The 20,152-nt window shown below is 38.8% G+C and carries 13 protein-coding genes and 1 tRNA gene; 7 read left to right on the forward strand and 7 right to left on the reverse strand.

The features are described 5' to 3' along the window. Positions 1–332 precede the first annotated feature (332 nt). Both H6F39_RS09000 and H6F39_RS09005 read left to right on the forward strand, forming a co-directional pair. Positions 333–1,313 carry an ATP-binding cassette domain-containing protein gene (locus H6F39_RS09000; RefSeq protein WP_190396574.1) on the forward strand — a complete coding sequence of 327 codons (981 nt, stop codon included), beginning with the start codon at positions 333–335 and terminating at the stop codon, positions 1,311–1,313. Between the two features lie 239 nt (positions 1,314–1,552). Next, the gene (locus H6F39_RS09005; RefSeq protein WP_137909635.1) at positions 1,553–2,341 is read left to right on the forward strand and encodes an ABC-2 family transporter protein; all 789 of its coding nucleotides are present in this window, start codon (positions 1,553–1,555) and stop codon (positions 2,339–2,341) included. 325 nt (positions 2,342–2,666) lie between these two features. Here the strand turns inward: H6F39_RS09005 and H6F39_RS09010 are convergent, their stop codons facing one another. Both H6F39_RS09010 and H6F39_RS09015 read right to left on the reverse strand, forming a co-directional pair. Beyond that, a complete protein-coding gene (locus H6F39_RS09010; protein WP_190396603.1) occupies positions 2,667–4,379 on the reverse strand; it encodes a serine/threonine-protein kinase in 1,713 nt (570 codons plus the stop codon). Between the two features lie 87 nt (positions 4,380–4,466). After that, complete coding sequence (locus tag H6F39_RS09015; protein ID WP_190396575.1) at positions 4,467–5,306, reverse strand: alpha/beta fold hydrolase; 840 nt, start codon at positions 5,304–5,306, stop codon at positions 4,467–4,469. 156 nt (positions 5,307–5,462) lie between these two features. Between H6F39_RS09015 and H6F39_RS09020 the strand changes: the two genes are divergently transcribed. Next, positions 5,463–6,995 carry a SagB/ThcOx family dehydrogenase gene (locus tag H6F39_RS09020; RefSeq protein ID WP_190396576.1) on the forward strand — a complete coding sequence of 511 codons (1,533 nt, stop codon included), beginning with the start codon at positions 5,463–5,465 and terminating at the stop codon, positions 6,993–6,995. Between the two features lie 83 nt (positions 6,996–7,078). Here H6F39_RS09020 and H6F39_RS09025 read toward each other — a convergent pair. Beyond that, positions 7,079–7,151 (reverse strand) — tRNA-Ala (locus H6F39_RS09025). A 370-nt stretch (positions 7,152–7,521) separates the two neighbouring features. Further along, entirely contained in the window at positions 7,522–8,001 is a 480-nt protein-coding gene (locus H6F39_RS09030; protein WP_137909633.1) for a molybdenum cofactor biosynthesis protein MoaE, read from the reverse strand. 120 nt (positions 8,002–8,121) lie between these two features. Between H6F39_RS09030 and H6F39_RS09035 the strand changes: the two genes are divergently transcribed. Continuing rightward, a complete protein-coding gene (locus tag H6F39_RS09035) occupies positions 8,122–9,147 on the forward strand; it encodes a DMT family transporter (protein ID WP_190396577.1) in 1,026 nt (341 codons plus the stop codon). A 69-nt stretch (positions 9,148–9,216) separates the two neighbouring features. Then, a complete protein-coding gene (locus tag H6F39_RS09040) occupies positions 9,217–10,119 on the forward strand; it encodes an LD-carboxypeptidase (RefSeq protein WP_190396578.1) in 903 nt (300 codons plus the stop codon). Positions 10,120–10,252: 133 nt separating this feature from the next. Here the strand turns inward: H6F39_RS09040 and H6F39_RS09045 are convergent, their stop codons facing one another. Beyond that, positions 10,253–11,398, reverse strand: a complete 1,146-nt coding sequence (locus H6F39_RS09045; protein WP_190396579.1) for an FAD-dependent oxidoreductase — start codon at positions 11,396–11,398, stop codon at positions 10,253–10,255. 315 nt (positions 11,399–11,713) lie between these two features. Here H6F39_RS09045 and H6F39_RS09050 point away from each other — a divergent pair, with 315 nt between their 5' ends. Then, on the forward strand, positions 11,714–13,162 hold the full coding sequence (locus H6F39_RS09050; protein WP_190396580.1) for a S8 family peptidase: 1,449 nt from the start codon (positions 11,714–11,716) through the stop codon (positions 13,160–13,162). A gap of 24 nt (positions 13,163–13,186) precedes the next feature. Here the strand turns inward: H6F39_RS09050 and larE are convergent, their stop codons facing one another. After that, the gene (gene larE / locus H6F39_RS09055) at positions 13,187–14,035 is read right to left on the reverse strand and encodes an ATP-dependent sacrificial sulfur transferase LarE (RefSeq protein ID WP_190396581.1); all 849 of its coding nucleotides are present in this window, start codon (positions 14,033–14,035) and stop codon (positions 13,187–13,189) included. Between the two features lie 195 nt (positions 14,036–14,230). Then, on the reverse strand, positions 14,231–17,260 hold the full coding sequence (locus H6F39_RS09060) for a valine--tRNA ligase (RefSeq protein ID WP_190396604.1): 3,030 nt from the start codon (positions 17,258–17,260) through the stop codon (positions 14,231–14,233). Between the two features lie 311 nt (positions 17,261–17,571). Here H6F39_RS09060 and H6F39_RS09065 point away from each other — a divergent pair, with 311 nt between their 5' ends. After that, complete coding sequence (locus H6F39_RS09065) at positions 17,572–20,046, forward strand: HEAT repeat domain-containing protein (protein WP_190396582.1); 2,475 nt, start codon at positions 17,572–17,574, stop codon at positions 20,044–20,046. The last annotated feature ends 106 nt before the right edge of the window (positions 20,047–20,152 follow it).

Consider the following 20,152-nt stretch of genomic DNA (forward strand, 5'->3'; position numbering starts at 1 on the left):
GTTTTCTTGTCTTGAATCAGGATAACCAGGATTTGAGGATTTACAGGATGTGATTTTTAAGTTTTCGGTTTTGGTTTGGGTTTTCTTGTCTTGAATCAGGATAACCAGGATTTAAGGATTTACAGGATGTGATTTTTAAGTTTTCGGTTTTGGTTTGGGTTTTCTTGTCTTGAATCAGGATAACCAGGATTTGAGGATTTACAGGATGAAACTCAACCCAACAACTACGACTAAATCATTATTTGTCACGGGAAAATCAGGATCAGCTAGTTTATTCGCCAATGATATGCAATAATTAATATTATTCCCTATTCCCTATTCCCTATTCCCCTATGTCAATTATTGTTGCAGAAAATCTGAATAAATCCTATCCAGTAGCAATTAAAAATCCAGGAATAAGAGGAACAATTACCCACTTTTTTCGTCGTAATTATCGTTTAATTAAAGCCGTTCAAGATGTTTCCTTTACTATTGAACCTGGGGAAATTGTCGGTTTTTTAGGTTCCAATGGTGCGGGGAAAACTACGACTTTAAAAATGCTAACAGGATTAATTCATCCTTCTAGTGGTCTAGTTAAGGTCGGTGGTTTTGTTCCCTTTCGTCGTCAGGAAACATTTCTCCAAAAAATCACCTTAGTCATGGGACAAAAACAGCAATTAATCTGGGATTTACCCGCTTTAGATTCTCTGAAAATTAACGCCGCAGTTTATAATATTTCTGATAAAGAATTTCAGCGTCGCGTTGGGGAATTAACAGAAATGTTGGGTTTAGAAGGTAAACTAACTCAACCAGTGCGAAAATTATCATTAGGGGAAAGAATGAAAGCCGAAATATTAGCCGCACTTTTACACCGTCCCCAAATCTTATTTTTAGACGAACCCACTTTAGGGTTAGATGTTAATGCTCAGGTAGGAGTCCGTCACTTTTTAAAGGAATATAATCAACTTTATCAAGCAACTGTATTATTAACCAGTCATTATATGGCTGATATTACAGCTTTGTGTCCACGAGTATTATTAATTCACGAAGGAAAATTAATGTATGATGGTAGTTTAGAGGGATTATTAGAAAGTTTTGCTCCTTATCGAGAAATTTATGTCGAATTAGCTCAAGTATTACCATTAGCACAACTTATGTCCTATGGTGATGTACAAATGGTCGAAGAAAGAGCAGTAAGATTTATTGTTCAACAAGAAGCATTAACTCAGACTGTATCCCGGATTTTAGCTGATTTAGCAGTGGTAGATTTAACAGTTACAGAACCACCAGTAGAAGAGGTAATTGGCCGAGTTTTTCAAAAAGGATTTATTTGATAAAACCCCACCCTAACCCTCCCCTTACCAAAGGGAGGGAACTGTAACCTGTCCCCTCTCCCCTCTCTCCTGTCACCTGTCCCCTGTCCTCTGTCACCTGTCCCCTGTCACCTGTCCCCTATCACCTGTCCCCTGTCACCTGTCCCCTGTTCCCTGTTCCCTGTTCCCTGTTCCCTGTAACCTATCACCTGTCCCCTGTCCCCTGTCACCTGTTCTCTGTCCCCTGTCCCCTGTCACCTATGAAAAAAGCGATTAAAAAAGCCTTAACTTTACTGTCAGTTTACTATGCTTATATGCTGGAATATCGCTCAGAATTAATCCTATGGGTTCTAGCAGGTTCTCTACCAATGATTATGATGGGTGTTTGGGTACAAGCAGCCGAAAGTGGTAAATTTGGTTTTCAACCTGTGGATTTTGCTCGGTATTTCTTCGCTGTTTTCCTGACTAAACAAATTAGTGTAGTTTGGGTAATTTATGACTTTGAAAAAGAAATATTAGAAGGTAAACTTTCTCTAAGATTATTACAGCCTTTAGATCCAATTTGGCATCATATTAGTAATCATTTAGGTGAAAGAGTCGCTCGTATGCCTTTTGTATTACTTTTATCCACATTCTTTTTTGTTCTCTATCCCCAAGCCTTTTGGTTTCCTGATATAGGTAATTTATGCTTATTTATCTTAGCAGCAATTATGGCTTTTGCTTTAAGATTTATCATTCAATATACCGTTGCTATGGTTGCATTTTGGACCGAAAGAGCAGCAGCTTTAGAAAATTTATGGATGTTGTTTTTTCTATTTTTATCGGGTTTAATAGCACCTTTAGATGTCTTTCCCGAAAATATCAGAAACATAGTTATGTTAACACCTTTTCCCTACATGATTAATTTCCCAGCCAGTATTTTGGTGGGACTACCTGTAAATTTAACCAGGGGATTTTTGTCAATTATTGGTTGGTTTCTTGTATTTTTGGGTGCTAATCGTTTTTTATGGCGTAAGGGTTTAAAACGCTATTCTGGTATGGGGGCTTAATACGGTCTTGGTTTATCAAGGTTTGAGGTTTATTGGTTCATATTTATGTTAGTATATATTTAATTATATATAATATATAAGATGGTGCGTTACGAATAAAGCTAACACACCCTACCTGGCTTTTGGTTGATCAGGGTTTGAGGTTTATTCGTTCATATTTCGTTATTATATCTATACTATACAATTAAATATATTATGGTGCGTTACGCTGTCGCTAACACACCCTACTCACTATACAATTAAATATATTATGGTGCGTTACGCTGTCGCTAACACACCCTACTCACCTATCAACTATCACCTATCACCTATCACCTATCACCTATCATCTGTCACCTAAATTACTGGGTATGGTTTTAAATTTATCTGGTGAACCTAGAGAATAATCTTCTAATTTAAAATCAGCAAATGGTTTTTTCTCTAATCTATCTCTTAAGGCTTCATCTAATATTACACCTTCCGCTTGTTTTTTCACCCCAATAATAATAATACTGCGTTGATAGGCTGTTGAGTCTTGGTTAGCTTGACAGTCTTTTCTCTGAAATTGTCCCAAATTTAATAAGCGATAACCTTTAATACTGGGTATATTACTAAATATCTTTTTTACTAATAATTGAATTTGTTGAGAACGTTCTAAGGCGCGACTTTGTTCTGCGATAATATTACCTTCACAGGAGGCTGTTCCCACGGAAATAATCTCGCTGGGATTTTCCATAATTGTCTGGATTCCTTCCTGTTCTAAATTAGATTTTAAGGAATCAATTGTCATAGTTTGATTATTATATTTAATTTGGTAGGTGCTGCCTAATTGCCATTTATATTCTACTGATAAAACCGCAATATTAAACTCGGCAACTCTCCCTTGACTATCTTTCCCTTCTTCATAGGGAAAATAATCAACTTTGCCTTTTTTAACTGGTGCTTGTCCATAGTCAGCAGGTAAGGCTACAAATTTATTGTCTTTAAATCCTAAGGCTACCCACCACAGTAGTAATAAGGAAACTACTAAAGCTGTAAACCAGGACAATAATGGTAATTTTTCCGGTGGTTCTTGTGGGGGAATAAGAGTATTATTAGTAGTTGTTTGATTAATTATGGCTGTTTTTTCTGTTCGGCTAATATTCACGGTTGCAGATGTATTTTGTGAGAGTTGATCCTCAATTTCTGCTAATCTTTGATAAATTTCTTGAGTATTCCTAGGGCGTTGATTTACTTGGGTGGACATTAACCAATCAATCAAATCTAATAATAATGGAGAAATGTGATTTGCATGATGTCGCCATTTTAAAATATCTAAGTTAGGATCATATAATTCTCCAGGTTGATATCCCGTTAATAAAAATACAAATGTCCGTCCTAATGCAAAAAAATCTGATGGGGGTATGGCTTGTCCACGCATTTGTTCTAAAGGGCTATAACCTGATGATGAAATTGCTGTCATTCCCCCACTAGCTAAATAGGTTTTGGTAATTTCTCTAGCTGTACCAAAGTCAATTAATACTAATTGTCCATCAGGACGAATCATGATATTTGATGGTTTAATATCTCTATGGAGATATTGTTGATTATGTACTAACGCTATTATTTCTAATAATTGTTTTAACCAGGCTATGGCTTGAACTTGAGAAATGGGGCGGTTTTGTTGTTGCTTTAACCACTCTTCTAAATTAGGTCCGGCAATTTTTTCCATAATCAGACAATGGAGTATAAGATTATTTCTGGTTTGATAGGGAAAGTAATCTTCTGCTGCGGGAATACCAGGATGATTTAATTGTTTTAATACATTAAATTCTTGTTGAAATAATGAGACTGCTTTAGGATCATTAGTTAATTCTTGTTTGAGGACTTTGAGAATTTTTGGCCTATCTTGTTGATAAGCTTCGTAAATTTTACCAAATCCAGTTTGGTCACTTAATAAACGTAAAACTCGATAACGTCCGATTAATTCTAATTGAGAACCACAACTTTGACAAAAGCGGTTTTCGTCATTATCTGGGTGGTTGGGTTGAGGACAAACTGGATTAATACAAAGACTCATAATAAGTAATTGGTAATTGGTAATTGGTAATGGGTAATGGGTAATTGGTAATGGGTAATGAGACATTGCGAATTATCTGTAATTATCTCATTTTTGTGCTGCTAAAAAACTGGCAACTGTTTGATTAAATTCTGTTGGGTTAGTTAAGAATGGCCAATGATTTCCGGGGACTTGACGAATAAGTAAATTTTTGAGGTTGGTTTTGTAAGGTTGAATTTGCCAATTTTGGCGGTTGACACCTTTTTCTGGTTGTATAAAGAGGGCAGGTGTGTCAACTGGGTGAATAAAACCTGGTACTTCCATGACTGCATCAAAAATGCCATCACGGGCTGCTATAGTAAATTTACTACCCCAAGTACCGTCGGGTTTTTGTGTAATTGCAGATTGAAAAACTTGCTGTTGCAAAGAACTCCAATTTTGATATTGACTGAGTTGTTTAATTGTTTGTTCGGCTGCTTCGTAACTGGTAAAGGGGCCCATGCTTTTGAGGAAGGGTAAAACACGGTATAAAAGGGGAAATATGATTTTCAGAAAACTGGGCATTTTCCAAATAAAAATGGGGTCTACTAATGTGATACTTTTTAATCTGGCTGGGTTTTCTCTAGCCCAAATGGCGGCTAATTTTCCTGTCCAGGAATGGCTGACAATATGAGCCGCAGGCCACCCCAGTTTATCCATTAATGCCTCTAAATCGGAAATTGCACTTTTAAAGGTGTAATCTTTTTCTGGCTTGCTGCTCTCACCATGACCACGCATATCCGGCGCGACTATATGGTAATCTGATTTTAAATAGTCTCCCAAACTTGACCAAACTAAAGCATGATCAGCCATACCATGTAACAATATTAATGGTTCTTGACCTTGATTCCATTCTAGGTAAGAAAGTTGAATATCAGATGTTGAGAGAGTTTTACGTATAGGTATCATTTGCTCAATGTTCTCCAGGACTGGTGGTTAGAAATTTTAGCAGAAAAAATCAATTTTCAGGTTTGAATTTTTAATTGATTTACGGGAAATCATGGAGCTAATAAATGTCAACGTCAATGGTAGGAATACAAGGATATTAAATTACAATTATTTATTATGCCAGAAATACATCAATCCATAGCCCAACATTATCACGAACGGACTAAGTATGATCCCCAAACTCTAGCTGCTAAAAATTATAATTTAGACTGGGCTAAACAACCAGTACCTTTCAAAGAGTACAAAATCGGTGCTGATATTGACCTAAAACCCTATTTACAAGAAAATACAGAAATATTCGCCCATGATCAAGATGCTCAATGGTGGTACAGGCTCTCTCACCTATTATTTCACAGTTATGGACTGACGGCAAAAATGCCTTCTATGGGTAGTGCAGTATATTTACGTGCTGCTCCCAGTGCGGGGGGTTTATATCCGGCTGAAGTATATTTAGTTTCTCGCGGTACACCTTTGTTACCACCAGGACTTTATAATTATCAATGTCGAACTCATTCTTTAATGCACTTCTGGGAAAGTGATGTTTGGCAAAATTTACAAGAGGCTTGTTTTTGGCATTCTTCCCTAGAAACCACTCAATTAGCTATTATTACTACTGCGGTTTTTTATCGTTCTGTTTGGCGTTATGAAGATAGAGCCTACCGCCGAATTTGTCTCGATACTGGGCATCTTTTAGGTAATATTCAATTAGCTTGTAATCTGGCAAATTATCGCTCTTATTTAATAGGCGGTTTTGTGGATAAAGCGGTTAATGATCTACTTTATATTGATCATGAACAAGAAGGAACGACCGCTGTTTTAGCTTTGGCAGATTTGTTAGATATTCGCCAAAATTTACCTAAAGCCAGCACTGCTTTACCTTCTACCACTGAAACTAATTATCCATCTATTCCTGACGGTGAACTACTAAAATATTTTCATTTACGGACAGAAATCACACAGACTACTAGCAGTAATTTAAAGTTATCAACTCTCAAAGAAGAAAGGTCTTTAGAGGATAAATATAATTTTCCTTTCTGTGATAAAATTCCTACTAGGACTGCGCCAATTTTTTGGGGGGAAAATTTATCAGAATTAGCAAATACTATCTATAAACGACGTTCTACTCGTGCTTATACTGGCGATAATTTAAGTTTTGATCAACTAAAAGCTTTACTTGATTTCACTTATCAACCACAAAATTATGTTGACCAAAATTTAGATCCTGACCCTGATTATTTTGACTTGAATTTAATAGAAACTTTTGTGGTGGTTTCTGGAGTTCAAGGCTTAGATCCAGGTTGTTATTATTATGCACCTAAAGCCCAAGAATTACGGCAAATTCGCTTTAAAAATTTCCGTCGGGAGTTACATTTTCTCTGCTTGGGACAGGAATTAGGTAGAGATGCAGGAGCAGTATTATTTCATACTGCCGACCTCAAAAGTGCGATCGCTCAGTATGGTGATCGAGTTTACCGTTATTTACACACAGATGCAGGTATTTTAGGACAAAGATTGAATTTAGCAGCAGTCCGCTTAAACTTAGGTGTCAGTGGTATCGCTGGCTTTTTTGATGACCAGGTTAACGATGTCTTGGGTATTCCTGCTGACGAAGCAGTCATTTACATTACTACACTAGGAAAACCCAGGTAATCAGGTCCTCATGTCCTAAAGTCATAATGTCCTAAGGTCATAGTCATGGAGTATCTAGAGTTTATTTTATTTTGATTATGCCATGGAGCTAAGCGGATTCGAACCGCTGACCCCCTCAATGCCATTGAGGTGCGCTACCAACTGCGCTATAACCCCGAAATCCCAACTTAGTCAGCTTTTGAGCTTTCTAAGCTTTCTATTAGGTGAGTTTTCTTATCATCTCTGTTGAGATTATATCTCACTTGATGTCAATTTTGTCAAGATATTTATGTTAAGAAATATTAAGCAGTGAATGAACATGAAAACTCTAGAACCCCTGTTCCCTGTTACCTGTTCCCTGTTACCTGTTACCTGTAACCTGTTCCCTGTAACCTGTTCCCTGTTCCCTGTTCCCTGTTCCCTGTAACCTGTTCCCTGTTACCTGTTCCCTGTTACCTGTTCCCTGTTACCTGTAACCTGTTACCTGTTCCCTGTTCCCTGTTCCCTGTAACCTGTTCCCTGTTACCTGTTACTTGTTCCCTCCTACTTAATGCTGACAATTATTTATAGAAATCCAAGATGAATCTACTACTCTTGAACCATCTTCTCCAATCTTGTAATAATGTTCCTTTTTCCAAATAGGTGCGTTGTGTTTTAACGTATCAATAGCATATTCACAAGCCGCAAAAGCTTGTCCACGGTGGGGACAACCTATAGCTACAAGTACACTAATTTCCCCAATTGACAATCTGCCAATGCGATGATATATTGCCACCCGACCGATATCAGGCCATTGATGGCGAATATGATCAGCAATTTGATAGAATACCTGTAAAGCCATTGGTTCATAAGCTTGATATTCCAAAGCCACCACAGACTTACCGTCAGTTTGATTACGAACCATACCACTCATGATTACCACTGCACCATGAGCAGGACTATCCACCTGACTATAGATTTCCTCTACAGACAATGGTGCTAGTGTAATTCCAAAACTATCTTCAACCCTGGGTTTAATTGTGATCATTTATCTTATACTCCTAATATCTAACCGCGAAATATCCAGGCAATTCAAAAAACCCCAAAATCAGGTAAAGTAAAGCTAAAGTAGTATATTCATCTATTTACTAAAAACCACGATCATCTCATGCAAGTGCAACTCAGTGGATTTAAAAATCCCCTAACGTATCTACTATTAATCGCTCCTTTTTTCCTTTGGGGTACAGCCATGGTGGCCATGAAAGGTGTAATTCCCCACACTACACCCTTATTTATGGCTGGAGTCAGGTTAATACCTGCGGGGGTACTAATTCTCATGGTAGCAGCATTCATGGGTAAACCTGTACCTAAAAGTTGGTTAGCATGGTTATGGATTATTATATTTGCTTTAGTTGATGGTACTTTATTTCAAGGATTTTTAGCAGAGGGTTTAGTCAGAACCAATGCTGGTTTAGGTTCGGTCATGATAGACTCCCAACCTCTAGCAGTAGCTTTACTGTCCCTCTGGTTATTTCAAGAACATATTGGTTTATGGGGATGGTTGGGGTTAGGTTTGGGAATCACAGGAATTAGTCTCATTGGTTTACCAGAAGAATGGATTTTTCATCTTCTTGATTCAGGAGTGACAATTAACCCAGCTAATTGGCAAGATTTATTTAATAGTGGTGAGTTATTAATGTTACTGGCTGCTTTATCAATGGCTGTGGGAACGGTGTTGATTCGGTTTGTGTGCCGATATGCAGATCCAGTCATGGCTACAGGATGGCACATGATTATCGGAGGCTGGCCCTTGTGGGGAATTTCTTCGGTATTAGAAGCTCAACAATGGCAAAATCTTGTACTATCAGATTGGATAGCCTTAAGTTATGCTACTGTATTTGGTAGTGCGATCGCTTATGGTTTATTTTTCTATTTTGCTTCCAGTGGAAATCTCACCAGTTTAAGTTCTCTGACCTTTTTGACACCGATTTTTGCCTTAATATTCGGTTATATTTTCCTCTCAGAGGTCTTGACAATTATCCAATGGTTAGGTGTTTTTCTCACCTTAATCAGTATTTATTTAATCAACCAACGGGAGAATATTGGAGTCAAAAATCAGACAATTACTATCACAGAAACAAATACCCCAGAGGAATCATTAGTTTTAGAACTATCCTCGAAAAAAGTCCCTTAAACAGAGGTAAATCACCGATAACTACCAAAAATATAACAAAAATATAACTATTACTTACATTTTCTACCGATGTCACTCCTTATCTTACCTCCATATCTCAAACCAGGTGATTTGCTGCGCGTGATTGCTCCTAGTGGTGCATTACGAGAAATGGAAGCGTTTCATCAAAGTGTGGAAATTTGGAAAGCGCGTGGTTATCGGGTTGAAATTTCAGCCAACATAGATAATAAACATGGTTATCTCGCTGGTACAGATATCCACCGTCGTCAGCAACTAGCCACAGCATGGGAAGATCCAGAATGTCGGGGTATCCTCTGCGCGAGAGGTGGTTTTGGCTGTACCCGGATTTTAGAAGATTGGAATTGGCCAGAAAAAAATATCATTCCCCCTAAATGGTTAATCGGCTTTTCTGACATCACAGCCTTGCTGTGGAGTCTCTACAACGCCGATATTGTCAGTGTCCATGGTCCCGTCCTCACCACCCTAGCTAATGAGCCAGAATGGTCAATACAGAGGCTAATGGACATAGTAGAAGGTCGTCCCCTCGTACCTTTAAAGGGTAAAGGTTGGGGTGGTGGTACAAGTACGGGAATCTTGCTTCCTGGTAATTTGACAGTAGCAACCCATCTTTTAGCAACACCGATTTTACCAGACCTTGAGGGTGTAATCTTAGCCTTAGAAGATGTAACAGAAGCACCCTATCGCATAGATAGAATGTTGACTCAATGGCGATTAAGTGGTATTCTGTCTAAAGTTCGCGGTATTGCCTTGGGAGGATTTACAAAGTGTGAAGCCGCAGCCAATGTACCTAGTTTTACTATAGAGGAAGTATTGCGGGATTGTTTGGGTGATTTGGGTATCCCCATAGTTTCTCATCTCCCCTTTGGTCATGATAGCCCCAATGCTGCTTTACCTGTGGGAATGATGGTGACATTAGACGCTGAACAAGGGATACTGTATTTTTTCCCATAGATACAGCAAGTAGTTTTGAGTGAGGTACAATTTATGCGGGCAAGATGCCCGCACCACAAGAGTTTTATCATTAATATCTGTACTTTATAATACCGGGAACTGCTGTAAATTAACTATGAGGTAATCAACTGTATCAAAACTGTCTCATAAAACGGCGATCAATCCAGTCTTTCCAGTACCATAATAATTGATGAGGGGGTAAGGTGAAACTGCCTCTAGTAGCTAATGCCTTTCCGTCTCCCGTACTAATTAAACTCAAATAAGTTTTTTGTGGTTGATAGGGTTTAAGTGACTTTCCCAAAATCATCCTTTTTAAATTCTCATATAAAGGTTTACCTTGACGCACCGCAAACACACCCGCTTTGGGGAGATGATGATTGATCATGGTCGCAATATCACCCGCTGCAAAAATATGGGCATGAGTAACAGATTGCAAATTATTATTCACCAAAATAAAACCTTTTTCATCTGTACCAATTCCCGAATCCTTTACCCACTCTGCTGCTGATGCTTGTGTCACCCAAAAAACTTGATCACATTCAAATTCTAACCCAGATTGACATTTAATCTTTAGCTTTTCCTTCCCTGGAGCAACTTGATTTACCGTTTCTCCCAAATGCAATTTCACACCTTTATTAATTAAAACTTTCTCCATAATTAACCGCACAGATAAATGATAATTTGGCATTATTTCATGACTTTTCTGCCATAAATGTACCTGTAAATCATCTATTCCCAAATTTTGCAACCCTGCTGGCATTGATAAAGCTAATTCCACACCACCAGCACCACCTCCCACAATACCAATATTGAGAGTTTTTTGCGAATTTATAACCACATTTTCCCGTAATTTATGCCAATGTTCTAAAAATTGTGCCACTGGTTTAGCTGCAATTGCATATTCTACTGCACCTGATACAGACAATTTTCCAGGAGTGCTACCAATATCAATAGAAAGAAGATCAAAATCTATCACAGATTGCTGATCACAAAGCAGTTGATTATTTTTTAAATCTAGCCCAATGACTTGCTCAAGATACAATTGTGCGCCAGCAAATCTACATAACTTTTCCCAATCGATATGACATTGAGTATAATTGTAAAATCCGGCAATATATCCCGGTAACATTCCCGAATATGGTGTATATTTATCTGGGGTAATTAAGATTAAGTTTACTCCTAATAGTGGATAAATGGCAAAAAGTTTTAAGACAATAGCATGACTATGACCACCACCAACCAAAACTATATTTTTATTTTTATTTTTATTTTTGATCATAATTTTTTTCACAACCTCAGTTAAAACTTACTATTAATTTACTAACCAACTTATAAATATGAAAAAAGCATAATTTTGTCATGAAATCATCGCTTTTACATTATTTTCATGTCATCAAATATTAATTTATTTTTGTTGTTAAAATTATTCATTAAATATTAGTTTATTCGTAATAAAAACATCTTTTTAGATCACTAACTCATAGTATTAATTAAATAAGGGTAATAACTGACAAGTTTAAATTATTGTATTTGCAGATTTTGACAAAATTACCTTGTCAAATAAAATATTGCTATTCTCAGGGATTAAACACTTATGCCATTTGATATTTTTCAAAAGTTTCTATCTGCAAAAGAAATCCAATATACAGCTATTTCCCAAACTAATGCCTTTGAAAATCCCACTGATAATATTAATAATATTACGGGTTGGGGTAATCATAGTTCTTCTTCCCCAGATCAGTTAAAAACAAATTCCCCTGTTGTCACCAATAGTAATTATAACTCAAACAATGGCTATGGACTAGTAAATGCAGGATTAGCAGTGAGTAAAGCCGCTGGTGTTAGTCCCTATGAAGATGTTCCTAACTTGGGTGGTAATAACTGGGGAGCGGATCTGATCAAAGCTCCCACGGTCTGGAATAATGGACATACAGGACAAGGGATTATTGTAGCGGTTATAGACACTGGCGTAGACTACAACCATGAAGACTTAAAAAATAATATTTGGATCAATACCAAAGAAATAGCAGGTAATGGGATAGATGATGATGGCAACGGCTATATTGACGATGTTCGAGGTTGGAATTTTGATAATAAAAATAACAATGTTTTAGATAATAATGGCCATGGAACTCATGTTTCTGGAACTATAGCCGCAGAAAACAACGGTATTGGCGTTACTGGTATTGCCTATAATTCCCAAATTATGCCCGTCAAAGTTCTAGATGCCAATGGCTCAGGTTCTTACTCAAACATCACCAAAGGCATTTATTATGCAGTTGATAATGGCGCGAAAGTGATTAATCTCAGTCTAGGGGGTGACTCTGCTAATGATACCCTGAAATCAGCCATTGAATATGCCAGCAGCAAAGGTGTAATTGTGGTTATGGCAGCGGGCAATAATGGCGACTCAATACCATCCTATCCTGCCCGCTATGCCTATAATTCAGGAATTGCTGTCGGTGCGGTAGATCAAAATAATAACTTTGCGAACTTTTCTAACCGTTCTGGTTCTCAAGAAATTGCATACGTTACCGCCCCAGGAGTTGATATTTACTCCACAGTACCTAATAATCAATATGACACTTACTCTGGTACTTCTATGGCTGCTCCTCACATTGCCGGTGTTGTTGCCCTCATGCTTAGTGCTAACCCTAACCTAACGGAGAGTCAAGTTCGGCAAATTATTATTAGTACATCTGCAAATAGTACCAGTCCGACTGAGCCAACAACGCCTACACAACCGGGCTTAGAATTCCCATCTTTCTTTCCCCCACTAGACTCTTTTTTTCCTCTGGAATTAACTGATATAGTATCACAATTGCCTTTGAGCTTCCAATCCCCAACCCTAACCTCTATTACCCTTCCTCCCATTTTTCCGTCTCTGGAAACACCACCCGTACAGCCGTCTGATTATTCTCAAGAGAAACAAGCAAATCCCTTCCTGGTGCAAGTGACACTGCACTATTATGAAAGCGAAAGCAATGCAATGGCCAGGTGTAATTCACTAGAGCAGCCAGGGATGCCCCACACCCCCCAATAATTAGACTGATTTAGATTATACAATCTAAATGCTATACAGATGAGATGATGATTTTCTCACAGCGACTTGAGGTAAGACCTGATTTAGTTTACCACTACGATAACCTTCTAAATCCAAGGTTACATAGATAAATCCCCAGTTTTGAAATACAGATACTAGACTTGGTAAATCTGTCGTTGTCACAAAATCTTGAATTTTATCCGGCGATAATTCAATTCTAGCTGTATCACCCTCCGAACGTACCCGTAAATTTTGCCACCCCAGGTTTCGTAAATAAATTTCCGCCCTACCTACCCGCTGCAATTTGGCTATAGTAATTTCTTCACCGTAGGGAAAGCGGGAACTTAAACAAGGTTGAGCGGGTTTATCCCACCAAGGTAAACCTAGTTGTTGGGAAATTTGTCTAACTTCGGCTTTAGTCACTCCAATTTCTGCTAAAGGTGATCTTACACCTCTTTCTTTTGCAGCTTGGATTCCTGGACGATAATCATGTAAATCGTCTGCATTGACCCCATCTACTACATAAGGATAACCTAATTCTAAAGCCAAGGGTTTTAGTGTATCGTGTAATTCACTTTTACAAAAATAACAACGATTTACCGGGTTAGATGTATAATTGGGATTGTCCATTTCTTGAGTTTGGACAATTTTGTGAGCTATGCCGATAGTTGCGGCTTGAATTTTCGCGTCTTCTAATTCTTCTGGTAATAGAGAAGCAGAAACCGCAGTTACAGCCAATGCGCGATCGCCTAAAACATCATAAGCGATCTTAGCCACTAATGTACTATCAACTCCCCCAGAATAGGCTATCAAAGCCTGGTCAATTTCCTGAAATAAAGCTTGTAATTGTTCTAGTTTTTCTGTCCAACTCATCCCCATCAAACCCCATAACGCCTCTATTATTTATATTATCTATTTTCAGGAAAATGCCGAAAACTCTTGAAGGTGCGTCCGGGGAGGACACACCTATACTTTTGAACTTTTAACAGGGAACTCTTAACAGGGAATGGGGAAGAGGAATAATTACCAATCACCCATTATACTTAAACCAAGCTACGTAGGCGAGATCTACAAAAACGTCTTCAGACGTATGCGTAAAATTTCTGCTTGTTTTTCGGCTTCTACTAAAGTAGCCCTAGTGCTTTCTACCACATCTGCGGGGGCTTTATCCACAAATTTAGAATTGCTTAATCTAGCAGTCAAAGATTGGGCTTCGGCTTGGGCTTTTTGCAAAGCTTTCTCCAATTTAGCCCGCACAACTTCAATATCTACAACTCCTTTTAAGGGAATTACTACCTGTACAGTGCCGACAACACCCGCAATGGAATTTTCTTTTTCATTTTCGGTTACTGTTGTTAGAACTTGTGGTTCAGTTGGTGTTTGACTAGCTGGAAAATATTTTGCAAATAACTCTTTTCTTGTTTCAGCATTGAGTAAATAGCGGAAAGCAAACCAACCGGTATAACCCAAACCAATTAGTTCAAAACTAGTGCCAAAAATGGGAATATCTAACGCAGTATTTGCCACAAATAAAGCTACTCGCAAAGCGATAAACCCAAGAATACTTACAGCAACGGTCGTGATTCCACTCCAATATTTACTATCTTCAACTGGTGGAGTTTCTGCGGGAATCACAATAGGATTATTATCAACAATTGTCAATGTTTCAACTTTGGCTAAATCTTGAATATAGGCCTGTCCCGCAGTGAGAATAAACCTTTCATTTTCGCTTTCACTTTGCAAATTTGCAGTAATTTTTACCCCTGGTTTAATATCTGCTTCTGCTCGTAAATTGCGAATTGTGCGAATTGTGTCAATTAATAAATCAAACTGGGTTTCCAATACTGAATCAATCAGTTTATAATCGGGTTCAGGATAGGATTGTAAAGGTAACAGTTGGGGATTTTCCGCTGGTTGTTGGGTGAGAGTTTGCCAGATTTCTTCAGTAATATGAGGCATAAAGGGATGTAATAATTTTAAAATCCCTTCTAAAACATAAGCGATGATTTGTTGGGCAATTTTGCGAGATATAGGGTCTGCATCTTTCTGTAATCTGGATTTTACTAACTCAATATACCAATCACAGAAATCACCCCAAATAAATTCATAAAGTCCTTTTGCTGCTTCTCCTAAACCATAATTATCAATGTCATGATTTGTTTGTTTAACAACTTGGTTAAAACGGGAAAGAATCCACCTATCACTTAATTCTGTGGGAACTGGTTGACCTAATTGGGCTGGAGTTTGTCCGTCCAAATTCATCATCACAAATCGGGCTGCATTCCACAATTTATTGGCAAAATTGCGAGAGGCTTCTACTGAAATCGATTCATCTTTTTTCCGGTCATATTCTAAACGAATATCTTGACCAGCGCCAGCAACTTCCTTAATTAAGGTGTACCGTAAAGCGTCCGTTCCATATTTGGAAATCAACAATAATGGGTCAATGCCATTATTTGCAGATTTTGACATTTTCTTATTATTTTCATCCCGAACTAAACCATGAATATACACAGTTTTAAAGGGCATTTTCCCAGTAAAATGTGTACCCATCATTGTCATTCTTGCTACCCAGAAAAAGATAATATCAAAACCAGTCACTAGGGTAGTAGTCGGGTAATATGTGGCTAGGTCTTCCGTTTCTTCCGGCCAACCTAAAGTTGAAAATGGCCACAGTCCCGAAGAAAACCAAGTGTCTAAAACATCGGGGTCTTGTATTAATTGGACATCTTCCCCAAATTGGATTTTAGCTTTTTCTAAGGCTTCTGCTTGATTGCGGGCGACAAAATAAGGAGTTGTATCCGTAATTTCCCCTTGAGTTTCGCTAATAGCATACCAAGCGGGGATTTGATGCCCCCACCACAATTGGCGAGAAATACACCAATCACGTAGATTTACTAACCAATCACGATAAACTTTAGTCCAACGTTGGGGGACAATTTCCGGGGAATCTTGGGTATCGAGTAAATCTAAGGTTTTATCAGCCAGAGGGCGGATTTTGACAAACCACTGGGTAGAAAGGAGCGGTTCAACAGGGACTTTACCGCGATCGCTATAAGGTACTGTATGTTTATATTCTTCAACTTTGACTAAAACACCTTCAATTTCTAACCTAGCGACCAAGTTTTTACGAGCAACAAAGCGGTCTTGACCTTGAAAATCCCCCGCATTTTCATTCAGTGTACCGTCCTTATTCATAATATTAATGAACGGTAAATCATGACGTTTACCCATTTCAAAATCATTGGGGTCATGGGCTGGAGTCACTTTCACACAACCCGTCCCAAAGGTCGCGTCCACCAATTCATCACCAATAATAGGGATTTCTCGGTTCATAATCGGTAAAGTTACGGTCTTACCAATCAGATGTTTATACCTATCATCATTGGGGTTAACTGCCACTCCTGTATCACCTAACATTGTTTCTGGGCGAGTTGTCGCCACTTCCAGAAAACCAGAACCATCACTGAGGGGATAACGGAAGTACCATAAATTACCATTTACCTCTTTAGGTTCTACTTCCAAATCAGATACAGCCGAACCCGAAGCAGGACACCAATTGACTAAATAGTTACTACGGTGAATTAAACCCTCTTCATGGAGACGAATAAACGCTTCTAAAACAGCCTTTGATAAACCCGCATCTAAAGTAAAGCGTTCCCTAGTCCAGTCTACAGATACCCCTAACCGTTTTAACTGATTAATAATTGTACTACCAGATTCCGCTTTCCATTGCCAAGCCCGTTCTAGGAACTTTTCCCGTCCCAAATCATGACGAGTTTTCCCCTCGGCCTTGAGTTGTTTTTCTAGAATCGTTTGCACTGCTATACTAGCGTGGTCAGTTCCCGGCAACCAGAGGGTATTGCGTCCTTTCATGCGGTGGTAACGCACCAGGGTGTCAATGATAGCCCCTTCAAAGGCGTGACCCATGTGCAAACTACCAGTAACATTAGGTGGGGGGATAACGACACAGTAGGGTTCACCTTTGTGGTTAGGGTCGGCCTTGTAAACCTGGTGATCTTCCCAGAATTTTTGCCATTTGGCTTCTGTGGAGAAGGCTTCGTAAAGACTAGGGAGATTAGGAATAGTTACAGTCATGTTGAGAATAATAGAAGAATAATTGTATGACAACTTTACTAAATTTTGCCACAGGCTTGGAAAACCGTAAGGATTCAGTGTTGATCATCTTGTGTGTAGATGCTTGTATTAAAAGTATAATTGTATATAAATTAATTAGTATATAGCAGTTATCGGTTTAATGAAATACAATAACCCCACTGCCCCCAACCCCCTCACCGTAAGCGAGGAGGGGGCTATAATTTATTTCTAAGAAAGGTTTAAAGTTTAAAATCCTGGTAAGTCTGGTATTATACCGTTAACCGCGTCTAATCTGCCACCTTACCCCAATTATGCTCACAAGTCTCCGCCATAATAGCAAGCCTTCTCGCTTTCTCCTTTATCCTTTGGCATTCATTTTTTCATTTCTTCTCTGCCTACCTTGGGTTAGCGCCAAAGAAACCCCTAAACCTAAACCCCAAGATTGGCAGATTAACGGTATCGTAGCCGCCCTTGATGATGGAAATGACGGAGTTAAGAAACTTGCTTTTGACAAACTCAATGAATATGATCTAAAAAATTGGCCATCAGTAGTTGAGAAACCAGAAAATATTGCTCAAAAAGCTGCCAAAATCCTCAAAGATAAATCCGTTGACTCCGATGTTCGTGGAAGTGCAGCAAAGGCATTGGGGAATCTAGGGGAGGCTGCCAAACCCTACGTTAAAGACATTCTCGACATCTTCAAAGATAAATCCGTTGACTCCGATGTTCGTTATGGTGCAGCTTATGCCTTGGGGAATCTAGGGGAGGCTGCCAAACCCTACGTTAAAGACATTCTCGACATCCTCAAAGATAAATCCGTTGACTACAATGTTCGTGGAAGTGCAGCAAAGGCATTGGGGAATCTAGGGGAGGCTGCCAAACCCTACGTTAAAGACATTCTCGACATCCTCAAAGATAAATCCGTTGACAAATATGTTCGTCAAGGTGCAGCAGAGGCATTGGGGAAGATAGGAAAACTTAGGTTAGATCAAGTTGTGGTAATTCTGGATAGCGTCTATTACGAAGGCCAATCAGAAATTGCCAAATGGCGATTTTTAACCTATTTCCTTGGTGGTGGCACTGATGACGTGAAAACCTTGCTGACATGGGTAGGCGAACCCGAACCAAAAGCAATTCCTGAAAAGCTGACACATGATGAAGGTGAAAAAACACTAAAAGTCCTTCAGGAAGTCTGGAAAGACAGCCAAGATTTAACTAAATTAAAGGCAGATTTAGCAAAGCAAATTGCTGTAGTTGCCAGAAAAGTCTCTTGGCAACCACAAGATATTGTTCTTTTACAAACTCACTACAACAACCTGAAAAATGCTGGATTCAACGAAGCTGATTCCTTACAATCAGTCATAGTTAACCTGCAAAGTGGGCAGTGGTTTTTTAACGCTAGAATTACTATCATTTCTCACGCAGCCTTTTGGTTAGCACTCATCTTTGCCTATCCCAAATTTCCCCAAATCCAGGCCATCTTCTTTTGGAATCCTTGGGTACGTCGCATTCTCGGTGTCGGTTATGTCGGCTTTCTCCTCACCTGGTGTCCTCTCTTTCGCCGCAAATTATTTGAACCATTCCAGCCTTCCCTATTAGCTGATGTAGGCTTAGATAAATTTGATGACCAATCATACTTCCCAGAGTCGAGAGTCAAAATTCCTGGTGCTGAAGAAATTGTCCCTGTCACCGCAGCCCTCCCCAGTATCAAAGGGCAAATTGTCTTAGAAGGCGATTCTGGTTTGGGTAAATCAATGTTTCTGCGTCATCTGGTCAAAAACTCCCAACGCATTCTAGTTTATCTCCCCGCCCAAAAGTGTCATAAAGGCGTAATTGAGGCAATTCAAGACAAATTACACGGACAGGCACAAGATGCCGGCTTCCTCAAAAATCTGATTTACAGTGGTGCAATAGATATTTACATTGATGGACTTAATGAAGTCACTGCGGAAACACGGGCAAAAATCGTCCAGTTTGTAGAAAGCTATTTCCGGGGCAATATTATTATGACCACCCAGCCCTTAGAGTGGACACCACCTTCAACAGCAAAGATATATAAATTGCAGCCCCTTGAACCACAACAAATTCAAGAATTTTTGCTTTCTCGTCAACCGCGACTACCTAAAAATGCCCAAGTTCAAGGCGTTGATTATGACCAAGCTTGCACTAATTATTTAACAGAAGTTCTCAAACCACAACAAGCTAAGGAAGAGTTAGATGCTGCCCAACGCATTCTCTCAAATCCGATGGATTTAACTGTGGTGGCTCTCATGTTATCACAAGGCAAATATCCGAATTTATTTCGCTTGCAAGAACAGCAATACAATTCAATGGCAACAGAATATTTACAAGAGTGGAAACAAGAATTTCCGTTAAAAAAATTCTCAGCTGCTGTTTATGAAATGCGAGTTGAAGACAAACAAGCTTTACCAGCAGATGAATTTGATCAAGTTATCAAGTCTTTGTCCGATGAAAAATACAAAATGGTAGTCAGCCGTCAGTGGCAAGATGAAAAAGGCGAAGCTAAGAAAGAATGGTACTTCCGTCACGACAAAATCATGGATTTCTTTTTGGTGCAAAACTTTATCGGCGAAAATGATGCAGCCGAAAGATTATTAATTGATAGAATGGGCGACCCGCGTTTTCGTGGTGTATATTTTTTGTTAGCAACCCTACTGCCTTTAGATGCAGCTAAAGAACTACGGGAAAAATTGATTCAATATGCTGCTGATACTAAAGACAATACAGTTAGTAATACTTTTGTGCAGTTGTTACGAACTAGGTAAGAAATTTTCACTTAACAATACCTTATATTTTTCATCCTCGCTTGTGATACGTGATATTCTGTCAAAGTATCTGCAAGGATTCAGCCTTTCCATAAAGTATTGTATC

Source organism: Dolichospermum sp. FACHB-1250 (assembly GCF_014696335.1).
Classification (GTDB): Bacteria; Cyanobacteriota; Cyanobacteriia; order Cyanobacteriales; family Nostocaceae; genus Dolichospermum; species Dolichospermum planctonicum.